Source organism: Embleya sp. NPDC055664 (genome assembly GCF_053618075.1).
Genome location: NZ_JBSHGZ010000004.1, coordinates 103317 through 116967 on the forward strand (window position 1 = coordinate 103317; position 13651 = coordinate 116967).

At 71.2% G+C, this 13651-nt stretch carries 14 protein-coding genes; 8 read left to right on the forward strand and 6 right to left on the reverse strand.

Going from position 1 to position 13651, the window contains the following annotated elements; genetic code table 11:
- Positions 1-10 precede the first annotated feature (10 nt).
- Entirely contained in the window at positions 11-829 is an 819-nt protein-coding gene (locus ACWGR4_RS08405) for a polysaccharide deacetylase family protein (protein WP_379997968.1), read from the forward strand.
- On the opposite strand, the gene ACWGR4_RS08410 is transcribed toward ACWGR4_RS08405, so the two are convergent.
- Positions 805-1302, reverse strand: a complete 498-nt coding sequence (locus ACWGR4_RS08410) for a pyridoxamine 5'-phosphate oxidase family protein (RefSeq protein WP_452128884.1) — start codon at positions 1300-1302, stop codon at positions 805-807. The genes ACWGR4_RS08405 and ACWGR4_RS08410 overlap by 25 nt on opposite strands.
- Positions 1303-1403: 101 nt before the next feature.
- Here ACWGR4_RS08410 and ACWGR4_RS08415 point away from each other — a divergent pair, with 101 nt between their 5' ends.
- Entirely contained in the window at positions 1404-1988 is a 585-nt protein-coding gene (locus ACWGR4_RS08415; RefSeq protein ID WP_452128883.1) for a TetR/AcrR family transcriptional regulator, read from the forward strand.
- A gap of 630 nt (positions 1989-2618) precedes the next feature.
- Here ACWGR4_RS08415 and ACWGR4_RS08420 read toward each other — a convergent pair.
- The gene (locus ACWGR4_RS08420; protein WP_452128882.1) at positions 2619-3644 is read right to left on the reverse strand and encodes an alpha/beta hydrolase; all 1026 of its coding nucleotides are present in this window, start codon (positions 3642-3644) and stop codon (positions 2619-2621) included.
- 214 nt (positions 3645-3858) lie between these two features.
- Here ACWGR4_RS08420 and ACWGR4_RS08425 point away from each other — a divergent pair, with 214 nt between their 5' ends.
- On the forward strand, positions 3859-4509 hold the full coding sequence (locus ACWGR4_RS08425; protein ID WP_452128881.1) for a TetR/AcrR family transcriptional regulator: 651 nt from the start codon (positions 3859-3861) through the stop codon (positions 4507-4509).
- Between the two features lie 17 nt (positions 4510-4526).
- Here the strand turns inward: ACWGR4_RS08425 and ACWGR4_RS08430 are convergent, their stop codons facing one another.
- Positions 4527-5768, reverse strand: coding sequence for a hypothetical protein (locus ACWGR4_RS08430; RefSeq protein ID WP_452128880.1), 1242 nt, complete (start codon positions 5766-5768; stop codon positions 4527-4529).
- 97 nt (positions 5769-5865) lie between these two features.
- On the opposite strand from ACWGR4_RS08430, the gene ACWGR4_RS08435 reads away from it, so the two are divergent.
- From ACWGR4_RS08435 to ACWGR4_RS08445, 3 genes are all read left to right on the forward strand, one after another.
- Positions 5866-6447: a TetR/AcrR family transcriptional regulator gene (locus ACWGR4_RS08435; RefSeq protein ID WP_379997980.1), complete on the forward strand. Its 582-nt coding sequence runs from the start codon at positions 5866-5868 to the stop codon at positions 6445-6447.
- 128 nt (positions 6448-6575) lie between these two features.
- A complete protein-coding gene (locus ACWGR4_RS08440; protein ID WP_452128879.1) occupies positions 6576-7775 on the forward strand; it encodes a Cmx/CmrA family chloramphenicol efflux MFS transporter in 1200 nt (399 codons plus the stop codon).
- 234 nt (positions 7776-8009) lie between these two features.
- Positions 8010-9674 (forward strand): APC family permease, encoded by a 1665-nt coding sequence (locus tag ACWGR4_RS08445; protein ID WP_452128878.1) that lies wholly within the window; start codon positions 8010-8012, stop codon positions 9672-9674.
- 74 nt (positions 9675-9748) lie between these two features.
- Here ACWGR4_RS08445 and ACWGR4_RS08450 read toward each other — a convergent pair whose 3' ends face one another.
- Entirely contained in the window at positions 9749-10126 is a 378-nt protein-coding gene (locus tag ACWGR4_RS08450; RefSeq protein WP_452128877.1) for an RNA-binding S4 domain-containing protein, read from the reverse strand.
- Between the two features lie 146 nt (positions 10127-10272).
- Between ACWGR4_RS08450 and ACWGR4_RS08455 the strand changes: the two genes are divergently transcribed.
- A complete protein-coding gene (locus tag ACWGR4_RS08455) occupies positions 10273-11523 on the forward strand; it encodes a serine hydrolase domain-containing protein (RefSeq protein ID WP_452128876.1) in 1251 nt (416 codons plus the stop codon).
- Complete coding sequence (locus tag ACWGR4_RS08460) at positions 11520-12740, forward strand: serine hydrolase domain-containing protein (RefSeq protein ID WP_452128875.1); 1221 nt, start codon at positions 11520-11522, stop codon at positions 12738-12740. Before ACWGR4_RS08455 ends, ACWGR4_RS08460 begins: the two co-directional genes overlap by 4 nt.
- An 8-nt stretch (positions 12741-12748) precedes the next feature.
- Here ACWGR4_RS08460 and ACWGR4_RS08465 read toward each other — a convergent pair whose 3' ends face one another.
- Entirely contained in the window at positions 12749-12979 is a 231-nt protein-coding gene (locus tag ACWGR4_RS08465) for a phosphopantetheine-binding protein (RefSeq protein ID WP_379997992.1), read from the reverse strand.
- A gap of 7 nt (positions 12980-12986) precedes the next feature.
- Positions 12987-13619, reverse strand: a complete 633-nt coding sequence (locus tag ACWGR4_RS08470) for an isochorismatase family protein (RefSeq protein ID WP_379997994.1) — start codon at positions 13617-13619, stop codon at positions 12987-12989.
- Between the last annotated feature and the right edge of the window lie 32 nt (positions 13620-13651).

Genomic DNA, 13651 nt, shown 5'->3' on the forward strand with positions numbered 1-13651 from the left:
GGAGTCACCGGTGACGAGCCTGCCCACCCGCCGTGTCCTGCGTCGTCTGACCGTTCTCGCCGTGGCCGGGGTGCTCGCCGCCGGAACCGCGGCGTGTTCGTCGGATTCGGGAGGTTCCGGAGACAAGGCGAAGCCCGGTGGGCGCGAGGGGTCCGCGGAGGTCGGTCCGCCACCGTCCGACGCGCCCACCGCGGCCGATCCGCAGGCGTCGATCCCGGCGCCGCTGGTGCCGGACGCGCTGGTGCGCAAAACCGCGACCGGCGGGCGCACGGTCGCGCTGACCTTCGACGACGGGCCCAGCCCGCAATGGACGCCGCAGGTGCTCGCGCTGCTCAAGCAGTACAAGGCGAAGGCGACGTTCTGCATGCTCGGCCCGAACGCGAAGGCCAATCCGAAGCTGGTCAAGGAGGTCGTCGCGGACGGCAACCGGCTGTGCGACCACTCGGTCACCCACGACGAGGGCATCGCGAAGCGCCCGCTGTCCCGGATCAAGTACGAGATCACCACCGCGCACGACCAGATCGTCGCGGCGGCCGGACCGGGCACGAAGGTCGACTGGTTCCGTGCGCCCGGCGGCGACTGGTCACCGCAGGTACGCGCGATGGCGGCCGGGTACGGCATGCGCTCGCTGGACTGGTCCGACGACACGCGCGACTGGCAGCGCCCCGGCGCGGACAAGATCCTGGCCACTGCCGAGAAGGAGCTGAAGCCGGGCGGGATAATCCTGATGCACGACGCGGGCGGCGACCGCGCGCAGACCCTGGCCGCGCTCAAGCAGCTGCTTCCCTGGCTGGTCCAACAGGGCTACACCTTCGACTTCCCCGCCTGAGCCGGTCCCGCCCCGGCGCCGAAGACCACCGACATCGCCGGCACCAGCCCGTAGGGCTCCGGGTGCACCCCGGCGGAGAAGTCGAGCACCTCGACCCGATGCGGCACCAGGCGCACCAGCACGAAGTCGCCGCCGGTCGGACCCGCCGGGAAGAACGGCCGCAGCGTCTCGTCCCAGCGCGCGGTCGACTCCCGCTCGGAGTCGACCGGTTCGGCCCGGGCGTAGAACGTCGCGTAGGCGACGGCCGGGCGATCCTCGACCGAGTACGACACCTCCGGTCGGGCACCGATGTCGAGCGCCTTGCGCGAGCGCGGACTGGTGGCGAACCAGATCGTGGCGTCGTCCTCGACCGCGAGGTGCTGCACCAGGCGCACCCGGGGCACGCCGCGCTCGTCGGTCGTGGCCAAAAAGCCCAACCCATGCGAGCGCACGATGCGCAGGGCCGTGTCGAGGAGGGTGGGGGTGATGGACATGGTCGACCGCCGATCGTTCACAGCGCTTTCCCGATATTAATGGCTCCATACTAGAATCATGGTTCCATTAAAAATCAAGCACGAGGGTGAGGCGGACGGACGTGGGCCGCAAACCGAGGTTCGGCGACGACGACTTCCTCGACGCCGCGCTGCGGGTCGCCGCGCGAGCCGGCGCCGCCGGGGTGACGATGGCGGCCGTGGCCGCCGAGGCGGCGGCGCCGGTCGGATCCGTGTACCACCGGTTCGCGTCGCGCGACCTGCTGCTCGCCCGGTTGTGGGTGCGCACCGTGCAGCGCTTCCAGGAGCCCTTCCTGGCCGCGCTGGCCGACCCGGACCCCGAGCGCGGCGCCGACCGGGCGATCCGGGCCGTGCTCGACTGGGCCCGGGAGCATCCGGACCAGGCTCGGGTGTTGCTCCTCCACCGTCACGAGGACCTGGTCGCCCACTGGCCCAACGAACTCGGCCGAGACCCCGCCGGGATCAACGACGCGCTGCGGGAGGCGTTGCGGGCGTACACCCGGGCGCGCTTCGGCCGCGTCTCGCCGGCGGGCCTGGAGCGGGTCACGTTCGCGCTGGTCGACGTGCCGTACGCGGCGCTGCGCCGACACCTGGGGGCGGGCCGAACCCCGCCGAGGTCGATCGAGGCCGCCGCATTGGCCGCGTCCCGGGCGGCACTGAGCCACTGATCCGCAGGCCGACACGCCCCGGAGGATGCATCGAGATCGTCGAATTGTGAATAAATCTAGTGAAATGCACCATTCGATCCTTATTGCAGCCTTTCGCCGTCACATCCGGATCCGTACCCGAGTCCGCGCCCGGGTGACGATCGCCCTCCTCCTGTCCGCGACCGCCATCGGCCCGACCACCGCACCGACGGCCGAGGCCGCCTCCGCGCGTGGTGGGGCCATCGCCCGTTCGGAGGTCCTGGCCCGGGCGAAGGACTGGTTCGACCGCAGGGTCGAGTACGACCAACAGGCCGTCGCCCCGGACGCCGACGGCGCGCACGAGTACCGCACGGACTGCTCCGGAATGGTCGCGATGGCCTGGCATCTGCCGAGCACCGACTTCAACACCGATTCCCTCGACCGGCGTTCGGTCACCGTTCGGGTCGGCCGCGACGACCTGCTCCCCGGCGACGCGCTGGACGACACCGCCGACGGCCACGTGGTGATCTTCACCGGTTGGATCGCCCGCAGCGCCGGCACCTTCACGTACATCCAACTGGCCAACCCGCGCACCGACATGGCCACGGGCACCGGCAGCTTCGACAGTCCGCTGCTCGCCGGCCACCCGACCGCGAACTACGTCGGCCTGCGCTACCTGCACGTCGTCGACGACGAGAACACGGCCACGCCGTCGCGCATCCTGGACCGGTATCCGTGGTCCTCGTCGAGAAATCGCAGCACCTCGGCGACCACGGCCGGGTCGCTCATCACGCGGTGATGGCCGAGTCCCCTGGTGACGAACAGCCGGGCCCGGTCGGAGTAGGCCGCCGCGAGCCGATACCCCTGATCGACCGTCGCCATCGGGTCGTCCTCGTCGTGCACGACCAGGATCGGCACCCGTACCCGCTCGGGACCGTAGGACGCGGAGAACCGCTCCCAGATGTCCGACTCCGGGGCCAGCAGTCGCTCGTCCGCCCGCTCCCGGACCAGCGCCACCACCCGCGCATCCAACCGGAGTCGGGCACTGAACCGGTGCAACAGGTATTCCATGTCGCACACGCCGCCGATCGCCACCACCCGATCCGCCCGCACCCCCGAGCGCAACGCCTGGAACGCCCCGAGCACACCGAAGGAATGCGCCAGCATGGCTCGGAATTCCCCATGACGTTCCTGGAGTTGCCGGGCGATCTCGGCATAGTCCAACACCGTGGGGCCGATCCCACCCGAATCCCCGTTGCCCGGCGCGTCGAAGCCGATCGGGGTCAGCCCCCGGGCCCGCAGCTCCTCGACGAACGGCGCGAAGCGCGAGGTCCGGGACTGCCATCCGTGCAGCAACAGAACCGGCTCGGCCCCGTCGCCCCAGCGGTAGGTGACCACCTTCCGACCGCCGACATCCAAGGTGTCGGTGACCGCGAACAGGTGCGCCGAACGCTCCGCCGGCCGGACCGGACTGCGCCCGAACGGACGCCGAAACAGCACGTAGGCCAGCGCCCCGGCGGCTCGCGGAGACAGCGCCGTCGTCGCCCGCAGAGCCAACCGCGCAGACGTCTCCCCGGCCCGCCTGACGACCGACCCGGAGTTCGCCGACCCCCGTGTGTCGACGAACTCCGGTGCCTTCGCGGCGAGTTCGGAATCATTCCGGCCGGCGATGGTGCCGGACCCCTTCGTATGGATCATGTCCGCACGCCCCCTGGGTGAGTGGTTCGCCGGGCTGAAACGCAACCCGCCCTGTCAAAATTGCACGACCGGTCGTACTATTTATCAAGTCGGCGAAGACTGTCAAGGCCCGAGGGGAGGCACGACAGCGGGATAATCGACGCCGGTCGGCCGAGCAGGCGGCGGGCCGACCCGAGGGGCCGGACCGGTCGGGCCGGCGGAGACAGGAGTGGCCATGAGCACGTCCGCGACCGACGGGCGGGTCCGCAAGGGCGATCGCACCCGGCAGGCGATCGTCCACCGGGCCGCCGACATCGCCTCGATGGAGGGCCTGGAGGGACTGTCCATCGGCCGGCTCGCGAGCGACCTGGAGATCAGCAAGAGCGGGGTGTTCGCCCACTTCGGTTCCAAGGAGGAACTGCAACTCGCCGCGATCGGCGCGGCGGTCGAGGTCTACGTGGACCATGTGGTGACCCCGGCGATGGAGGGGCCCGCCGGCCTGGTCCGGCTGTGGCGGCTGACCGAGCACTGGATCGCCTACTCGCGCGACCGGGTCTTCCCCGGCGGTTGCTTCTTCTTCAACACCGCCGCCGAGTTCGACGCCCGCCCGGGCCGGGTCCGCGACGCACTGGCCGGCGCCTGGAGCGGCTGGCGCGCACTGCTGACCGCCGAGGCCGAGGCGGCGAAAACCCGGGGCGAGGCCCACCCGGACCTGGACGTGGCCCAACTCGTGTTCGAGATCATCGCGTTCCTGGAGGCCGCCAACGGCATCAGCGTCCTGCACGACGACGAGAGCGCCTACACCCGGGCCGGCACCGCCATCCACGCCCGCCTGCTGACGGCCGCCACCGACCCGGATGCGCTGCGGGCGCCGGCGACGGAATAGGCCGCGCCCCGCGGGGCTCAGTCCGCCGCCAACCCCGCGTACCTCCGGCAGGCCGCCCGGTCGTCCGGCAGGTCGCGCGCCCGCAACAGCTCGCGGAAGTTGAGCCACTTCCAGGTGTCCACATCCAGTTCGGCCAGGGTCGCCACGACCCGTCGCCGTGCCGCCGGCAAGTCGGCGAAGGCGGGCGCGGGCACTCCCAGTGTTTCCGTGCCGAAGGCCAGGCGAAGTGCGGCGTCCGTGATGGCGAAGGCCGAGGGGCCGGAGGTGCGGGACAGCCCCGTCAGGACCGATTCCAGTACGTCGACCGGGAGTTCGCCGACTTCGAGGGCGACCAGGCTGCTCGACGCGTACGCCCCCAGGTCGCCGTCGAAGAACCCCAGCGGGACCGCCTCGTCGTCGGCCGGCGGGTCCACCATGCAGGCGGCGAGTTCGGCGATCACCTCGAGGTCGGCCGCGCCGAGGCGGGCCAGTGCGATCGCTGCCGCCCAGCGGGCCAGGGGTTCGTCGGTGCCCTGGTGGTAGGCCCGCAGCGGGGCGATCTGGGCCGCGTCGCCGAGCAGCCCGATCGCCACGATCGCGTTCGCCGCGACGCCCGGTACCGATTCGGTCGCCGGCAGGTCGCGCAGCCGGGGCAGGATGCGCGACGCCTCCTCGGGAAACCAGCCGACCGCGTAGGCCGCCGCCGCCCGCAACTGCGGATCGGGATCGGTCAGCACACCGCACAGTGTCGGCACACCGGCACGCACCGCGTCGTACGCGCGCAGTTCGTACTCGGCCTCCCGGCACGACTCCTCGAAGTCGAAGGTGTCCCGCCGCCGCTCCCGGACGCGTCGCTCGGCCTCGCCGTCGGCCTCCGCGATCCAGCCGTCGAACCGCCGCCGAGCCCCCTCCGCACCCTCCGCACGTGTTCGACCCACCGCCGCGCGCCAGGCGGCGATCGCCACCCCGTCGGGGAGATGCGCCTCGTCGTATCCGATCGCCAACGCCGCGAGCAGATGCACCAGGTCGGCCCGATCGGGGGTGCCCGGATCCGCGACGAGCGCGAGCAGGAACGGGACGGCGTGCGCCGTCGCCTCGTACCGGCTGCCCTGATGAAAGATGTTGCCGTAGAGCGCGTTCAGCGCCCGCCTCCGCTCCTCCGCATCCGCCGAGCGCAACGCGCGCAGCTGTTCGGGCACGTCCTCGGCCGAGCCGTACGCGTGTCCCGAACCCGCCCAGTCGATCCCGTCCAGCCCGGCCAGAGGCCCCCACTCCACCATGGTCGACAATCCTTCCCTCTCCGGCGCGCGGCGTCGACGGGCGGGAGCGATCAACCTTATTGGACCACTCATTACAAAACCTGCTAGCGTGCTCCGTATGGCCCGACCACGGAAGTTCGACGAGGAGCAGGCGGTCCAGGCCGCGCTCGACGCGTTCTGGCGGGCGGGCTACGAGGCCACCTCGACGCAGGACCTGTGCGACGCGACCGGCCTCGGCCGCAGCAGCATCTACAACACGTTCAGCAGCAAACGCGATCTGTTCCTGCGCGCGCTGCGGCGCTATATCGAGCACATGACGAGCGTCCAGGTCGCGAACCTGGAGAGCGATCGCCCCGTACACGACAAGATCCGCGATCTGCTGACCTCGATCGTGGTCGACGAGACCGACAACCCCGGCGACCGGCGCGGCTGCCTGGTGGTCAACACCGCGATCGAACTGTCCGGCCGCGACGTCGAGGTGACCGCGCTGCTCGAACGCGACTACCGCCGCCGGCACGCGGCGATCAGGGCCGCGATCGACGCCGGACGGCTCGACGGCGACATCGACCGGGACAAGGACGCCGACGCCCTCGCGCACGCCGTGATCGGCGCGGTGTCGGGAATCCGACTCGCCGCCCGCAGCGGGGTCGACCGTGCGGGCCTGACGGCGATCGCGGAGACGACACTCGCGGCGCTCTAGCGACCCGCGCGCGCCGAGCCGACACGGCGCCCACCGCACCCCCGGGCCCGGCTCACGCATGCCCCTGTTTTGAACCGTACATTCCAAAACACGAACGCACACCGCACCACCGACTCGGGAGTACCCGCATGCCCCTGGCCGTCTACATCCTCGGACTCGGCATATTCGCGCAAGGCACCTCGGAGTTCATGCTCTCCGGGCTGCTGGAGACGATGGCCGCCGACCTCGGCGTCTCCATCCCCGACGCCGGGCTGCTGATCTCGGCCTTCGCCGTCGGCATGGTCGTCGGCGCACCCCTGCTCGCCGTACTCACCCTGCACTGGCCCCGGCGTACCGCCCTGATCGCCTTCCAGGCCGTGTTCGTCCTGGGCCACGTGGTCGGCGCACTCGCCCCCGGCTACTGGGTGGTGCTCGCCACCCGCGTGGTCAGCGCCATCGCCTACGCCGGCTTCTGGGCGGTGGCGGCCGTCACCGCGATCGGTCTGGTCGCCCCGAACGCGCGGGCCAAGGCGATGGCGGTGGTCGCGGGCGGATTGTCCCTGGCCACCGTGGTCGGCCTCCCACTCGGCACCATGATCGGCACCTGGGCCGGCTGGCGCGCGGCCTTCTGGGCGGTTGCCCTGCTCACCGCGCTGAGCACGGTCGCGGTGTACGCGGTCCTGCCCGGCGGTCACACCGCGAACGAGGCGCCGCGCGCGGTCCGGACCGAACTGCGCTCCATGCGCCGGCCGCGACTGTGGGTCGCCTACACCACGACGGCGGCCGGTTTCGGCGCCGTGGTCGCGGTGTTCAGCTACCTCGGCACGATGCTGACCAACACCACCGGGATCGGCGAGGCGTGGGTGCCGCTGGTGTTGTCCTGGTACGGGGTGGGCGCGGTGGTCGGGATCACGGTCGGCGGACGGCTGGCCGACGAACACCCCTTCGGCACCCTGTACGGCAGCCTCGGCACGGTCGTGGTCGTGTCCCTGCTGCTCGCGCTGACCGCGCGGAACGTGCCGGCCACCCTCGTCCTGGTCTTCCTGCTCGGCGCGGGCGGCTTCGCGGCGAACCCGGCCGTCAACGCCCGGGTGTTCGCCATCGCGTCCGACGCCCCCACCCTCGCCGGCGCGACCAACACGGCGGCGTTCAACGTCGGCATCACCGTCGGCCCACTGCTCGGCGGCCGGGTGATCGCGGCCGGCTTCGACTACGCCGCCGTCGCGTGGGTCGGCGTCGCCCTGGGCCTGATCGCACTGGCGAGCGCCTGGACGGATTCCCGCATGCGCGGGCGTACATCCGCGCACGCCGCGCATCCGGCCGCCGAAGCGACCCGGGTGCCCGCCTGAGCGGCGCCCGGCGCCGGCCGCGCCGGGTCGACTTCGTGGCCGACGGTGACCATCCCGCCGCACCCCGCGACACTTGCCGTCCCGTGCACCTGACACAGCATCAGTTCCCTTGATTTTTCCGGCCTCCGGGGCTGCCGGACGGCTTGCCGGGGGGTCTAATCTGATCCCCTGCTTCAATGGTCCGTTTTCGGTCGAACGGGTAGAAACCACCCGTCTAGGACAGGACGGTTCGCCATGGTCTCCACCGACCCCGCAAGACCCTCCTCGCCCGAACCGCCCCCGCGTCGCGCAGCCGGCGAGAAGGGCCTCAAGACCGGCGCCCTGGGCCTCGCGTCCAGCGTCGTGATCGGGCTCGCCTCCACCGCACCGGCCTACAGCCTGGCCGCCACCCTCGGCATCATCGTCGCGGGCGTCGGCCTGCAATCGCCGATCGTCATGGTCCTGGCCTTCGTCCCGATGTTCCTGATCGCCTACGGCTACAAGGAACTCAACGAGGACAACCCCGACTGCGGCACCACCTTCACCTGGGGTTCACGCACGTTCGGCCCGATGACCGGCTGGATGGGCGGTTGGGCCATCATCGTCGCGGACGTCATCGTGATGGCCAACCTCGCGCAGATCGCCGGCCAGTACGGCTTCCAGCTGGTCGGCGCTTACGGCCTCGCCGAGGACACGTTCTGGACCACCTTCGCGGGCGTGGTCTGGATCATCCTGATGACCTGGATCTGCTACGTCGGCATCGAACTGTCCGCCAACCTGCAGAAGGTATTGCTGACCATCGAGATCGTGGTCCTGGTAGCCCTCGGCCTCACCGCGCTCTGGAAGGTCTACCTCGGCAACGCCCCCGACGGCTCGGTCCACATCGCGGGGTCCTGGTTCAACCCGTTCGAGATCGACTCCGTCGACGCGCTGACGAAGGGCGTCCTGGCCGCGGTGTTCATCTACTGGGGCTGGGACACGGCCGTCTCGATCAACGAGGAGACCGCGGACTCCGCGCGCACCCCCGGCCGGGCCGCGGTGATCTCGACCGTTCTGCTCCTGCTGATCTACGTCCTGATCAGCACCTCGGCGCTGTCCTTCGCGGGCGCCGGCGACACCGGCAGCGGTCTGGCCAATCCGGACAACTCCGGGGACGTACTGTCCGGCCTCGGTTCGAGCGTCTTCGGCAGTGTCGGATTCGGCTGGTTCATGGCCAAGTTGCTGGTGTTCATGGTGCTGACCTCGTCGGCGGCGTCCACCCAGACCACCATCCTGCCGACCGCGCGCACCGCGCTGTCGATGGCCGCGCACCGGGCCATCCCGGAGAAGTTCGCGCGCGTGCACACCCGCAACCAGGTGCCGACCTGGTCCACGGTCGGCATGGGGATCGCGTCGGTGGCCTTCTACGTGGCGATCACCCGGGTCAGCACCAACGTCCTGACCGACTCGATCGGTTCGATCGGCCTGGCCATCGCCTTCTATTACGGCATCACCGGCTTCGCCTGCGTCTGGTACTACCGGCGCGTGCTCACCCGCAGCCGACGCGACCTGATCACCAAGGGCATCATGCCGGGGCTCGGCGGCGCACTGCTGGCGTACTTCTTCATCGACGCGTGCTACGTCTACTCGGACAAGGACTACGGCACGACGTACTGGACCCTGCCGTTCGCGCCGCACTGGCAGCTCGGCGGGGTGTTCCTGACCGGGATCGGCGCGCTGTTGCTGGGCGCGGTACTCATGCTCGGCTACCGGTTCGTCGCGCCGTCGTTCTTCCGCGGCGAGACGCTGCCGCACGCGGTGGCTTCGAGGGACGCCGTGGTCGAGTGGGTGGGGTCCGCGGGGCCTGCGGGCCCGGTGGGGTCTCCGGGATCGGCGGGGGCTGCGAAGGACGAGGGGTCCACGGGATCCACCGCGCTCTGACCCGCGTGGGTGGGCCCACTCCGCTCGGTGGGCCCACCGCGCCATCGGTCGGTGTTCGCGGTCGGTGTTCGCGGTCAGTGTTCGCGGAACTGCTCCAAGAGGCGACGGTCGCGCTTGGTCGGGCGGCCCGTGCCGCGGTCCCGCTGGGGAACCATCAGGAGCGCGTCCCGAGGCGGACGCGGCGGGCTGTTGTCGGTCAGGCACTCGGCGGCCACCGGCGGCCCGACCCGCTTGCGCACGATGCGCTTGACCACGACGATCCGCTCGTAGCCGTCCACGCGCACCCGCACCTCGTCCCCGACCTTGACGGTCTGGGCGGGCTTGACCCGGTCCCCGTTGACCCGCACGTGCCCGGCCTTGCAGGCCGCGGCGGCAAGCGAGCGGGTCTTGGTCAGCCGCACCGACCAGATCCAACTGTCGACCCGAACGGTCGTCGCCTCGTCTGTTGCCATGCCCCGACTCTAACCCGGCAGGTTCGGTTCGCCCCACCTCCGCACACCGGGCTGCACCCCGGCCGGTTCGGGTGTCCGCACGGTCGTTGCGGCACCCCGCCGGGCGGGACCCTCGGGGGATACCCGTGCGTCCCCGAGGAGTCGGCGTGTTCCCGAATACGATCCACCTGCCCGGCAATCCCACCGCCGTGACCCGTCGTCGCTGCTGCGTACTGGCCGTGACGCTGGCCGGGTCCGCCGTGGTCGCCACCACGCCCGCCACCGCTGCCACCGGCACGCAGCGGGCCCGGACGGGCGGTGCGCGACTGCGCCGGGAGGCGGAGTGGCTGCTGCGCGAGGGTGGCTACGTCAATGTCGCGATCCTGCTCCGGGACGGGTCCGAGCGGATCGAGGCAAGCGCCGGACCCGGCGAGCTGCGTACCGGGCAACCGATGCCGCGCGGCGGCGCGTTGCGGGCCGGCAGTGCCACCAAGGCGTTCGTGGCCACCGTCGTCCTGCAACTGGTCGCCGAGCGGCGGTTGTCGCTCACCGATGCGGTGGACCGGTGGTTGCCGGGCGTGGTGGCCGGCAACGGCAACGACGGACGCCGGGTGAGCGTGCACAACCTGCTGCGACACACCAGCGGGCTGCACAACTACAGCATCGAACTCGGAGACACCGCCGCCGACTTCGAACGATTGCGGTTCCGCCACACGGGGCCGGCCGAACTCGTCGCCGCCGCACTGCGCTTCCCCCCGAGCTTCCCGCCCGCCGCGCCCGACGACCCGGCGCCGAACTGGGAGTACTCGAACACCAATTACATCCTGGCCGGGATGATCATCGAGCGGATCACCGGCCGACACTGGGCCGAGGAGGTGCGTACCCGGGTACTTCGCCCGCTCGGCCTCACCGACACCCATGCCCCCGGCGACGACCCGACCCTGCCCGCGCCGTACGCCCACTCGTACCACCGCTTCCCGGACCGGGACGAGTGGGTGGACACGACCGTACGCACCATGTCCTGGGCCGACGCCGCCGGCGAACTCGTCACCACCCACGCCGACTTGGAGCGCTTCTTCACCGCGCTGCTGCGCGGCCGACTGCTTCCACCGGCGCAACTCGCGCTGATGCGCGAGACCGTGCCGATGCCGCCCGACTTCGAGCAGGTGATGCCGGGTGTGCGGTGCGGCCTCGGCCTGATGCGCCAACCGCTGCCGTGCGGCGGGTATCGCTGGGGCCACGGCGGGGACGTCGAGGGCTCCAAGATCCGCATGGGCGTCACCGAGCACGGCCGGCGCAGCGTGGTGATCGTGGCCAACGGCACCTACACGGACGACGAACACGGCCTGCGCGCCGAGGTGGCCGTGCAACAACTCACCGACCGCCTGCTCTGCCCCGAAGGGAGCGCGCCACGATGACCGCGCCGAACCGGATCCACAAAAGGTCGTTACGCCCGGCGGCCCTGGCCCTGGGCATCGCCCTGACCCTGACGGCGGCCCGCCCGGGCGCGGCGACGGCGAGCGCCGACGCCCCTGCCTCCCGCCTCCAACGCGATACCGACGCGGTCCGCGCGGCCGGCACGATCGGCGTCACCGTGCACTACACGGCTCGCCCGACGCCCGGCGGGCCCACCACCGTCCGTACCGCTCGCAGCGGTGAGGCCGAACTCCACACCGGCCGGCCGCTGCCCCCGAACGGCCACTACCGCACCGGCAGCACGACCAAGACCTTCGTCGCCACCGTCGCCCTCCAACTGGTCGCCGAGGGCCGACTGCGGCTCGACTCCCCCATCGAGACCTGGCTCCCCGGCCTGGTGCGCGGCAACGGCAACGACGGCCGCCGGATCACCCTGCGTCACTTGCTCCAGCACACCAGCGGTATCCCCGGCTACACCGCGCTGCCCGCGGCCGTACCGGCCCTGTACTCGGCGCGCGGCTACCTGGAGAACCGCTTCCGGCACTACCGGGCCGAGGATCTGGTCGCCGCCGCGCTGACCCTGCCGAGCCGCTTCGAGCCGGGGAGTTCGTGGGCGTACTCGAACACCAACTACCTGCTGGTGGGCCTGATCATCCGCGAGGTCACCGGCCGCTCGTGGGGCGAGGAGGTGCGGGACCGCATCATCCGCCCGCTCGGCCTGCACGACACCCGCGTCCCGGGCGACGATCCGTATCTGCCGCGGCCACACGCGCAGGCGCAGCACACCTTCGCGGGCGACACCAGGCCGACCGACACCACCGTGCTCAACCACACCGTCGCCGACGCGTCGGGCGCCATCCACGGCACGCCGAGCGACATCGACCGGTTCTTCGTCGCGTTGTTGTCCGGCCGGCTGCTCGGCCCCGCCGAATTGGCCGAGATGCAACGCACCCACCCGATCCCCGACGAGCCCGGACGCGGGTACGGTCTGGGGCTGGAGAGCACCGAGTTGAGCTGCGGCGGGCGGTACTGGCAACACGGCGGCGACGATCTGGGCTTCTCCAGCGAGAACGGCGTCACCGGCGACGGGAGTCGTGCGGTCCTGGTGGTGCGCAACGGCGTCGACGAGAACGACGAGGCGGGCGGTGCACGGGTGGACGCGGCGACCCGGGCGCTGATCGACCACGCCCTGTGCGCCCCGGATCCACGCCACCCGTGACCGGGCGACTACGGCCTGGGCGCGAGCAGTTCCGTCCACCCCTCCAGTGTCGGCCGCTCCGCCAGGTCGGCGAAGTCCACGCTCACTCCGTGGTCGCGGGTCCAGCGCTCGACCAGCGCCATCACCCGCACCGAGTCCAGGCCGTAGTCGACCAGGTTCTCGTCGTCGGGGATGTCCGCCGGGTCCTCGCCGAGGATGTCGGCCACGTCGGTGCGGATCAGTTCGAGGGTCAGGGCCATGTCCGGTCTACTTTCCCGCGAAGAGTGATTGGGTATCGGTGACCACCGCGCAGTTCGCGGCGGCCCAGGACAGGGCCATGCGGTGGTTGTCCGAGGTGAAGTCGGCCACCGCGTCGGCCACCACGAATGTCTGGATGTCCTGCATCCAGGCGTCGCACGCGGTGGTGGTCACGCCGATGTGCGCGTACACCCCGACGATGATCAGTTGGTCGCGCTCCAGGTCGCGCATCCAGCGGCGCAACTCGGTGCGGACGAAGGCGCTGTACTTCCACTTGGTGAGCACCGTGTCGGCGGGGCCGGGCGCGACCGGTGCGGCGACGGCCGCCGCGTGCAGGTCGTCGGGCAGGCCCGGGCCCCAGAAGTCCTGTTGCAGGCCGCGCTGTTCGGCGGTCTGGCCGCCGGGCTGGGCGGAGTAGACCACGGGTACGCCGAGTCGGTCGCAGTCGTCCTTGAGACGGGCGACGTTGGCGAGCAGTTCGGTGATCGGCGAGGCGTTCGGGGTGAACGCGGACAGGAAGTAGTTCTGGAGGTCGTGCACAAGGAGCGCGGCGCGGGTGGGATCCACGGTCCAGTCCACCCGATTCGTCGGCAGGTCGGCCGCGTTCGGCATGGGATAGGGGGCGATCTTGGGGAGGGCCATCGGGGAGGCGGTCCTTCGGGAGGTGGATGTGT

Excerpts from the sequence above, each read along its gene's own strand:
- ACWGR4_RS08410 (WP_452128884.1), bottom strand. The coding sequence starts at position 1,302 with ATGTCCATCACCCCCACCCTCCTCGACACGGCCCTGCGCATCGTGCGC.
- ACWGR4_RS08420 (WP_452128882.1), bottom strand. The coding sequence starts at position 3,644 with ATGATCCATACGAAGGGGTCCGGCACCATCGCCGGCCGGAATGATTCC.
- ACWGR4_RS08425 (WP_452128881.1), top strand. The coding sequence starts at position 3,859 with ATGAGCACGTCCGCGACCGACGGGCGGGTCCGCAAGGGCGATCGCACC.
- ACWGR4_RS08430 (WP_452128880.1), bottom strand. The coding sequence starts at position 5,768 with ATGGTGGAGTGGGGGCCTCTGGCCGGGCTGGACGGGATCGACTGGGCG.
- ACWGR4_RS08435 (WP_379997980.1), top strand. The coding sequence starts at position 5,866 with ATGGCCCGACCACGGAAGTTCGACGAGGAGCAGGCGGTCCAGGCCGCG.
- ACWGR4_RS08440 (WP_452128879.1), top strand. The coding sequence starts at position 6,576 with ATGCCCCTGGCCGTCTACATCCTCGGACTCGGCATATTCGCGCAAGGC.
- ACWGR4_RS08445 (WP_452128878.1), top strand. The coding sequence starts at position 8,010 with ATGGTCTCCACCGACCCCGCAAGACCCTCCTCGCCCGAACCGCCCCCG.
- ACWGR4_RS08450 (WP_452128877.1), bottom strand. The coding sequence starts at position 10,126 with ATGGCAACAGACGAGGCGACGACCGTTCGGGTCGACAGTTGGATCTGG.
- ACWGR4_RS08460 (WP_452128875.1), top strand. The coding sequence starts at position 11,520 with ATGACCGCGCCGAACCGGATCCACAAAAGGTCGTTACGCCCGGCGGCC.
- ACWGR4_RS08465 (WP_379997992.1), bottom strand. The coding sequence starts at position 12,979 with ATGGCCCTGACCCTCGAACTGATCCGCACCGACGTGGCCGACATCCTC.
- ACWGR4_RS08470 (WP_379997994.1), bottom strand. The coding sequence starts at position 13,619 with ATGGCCCTCCCCAAGATCGCCCCCTATCCCATGCCGAACGCGGCCGAC.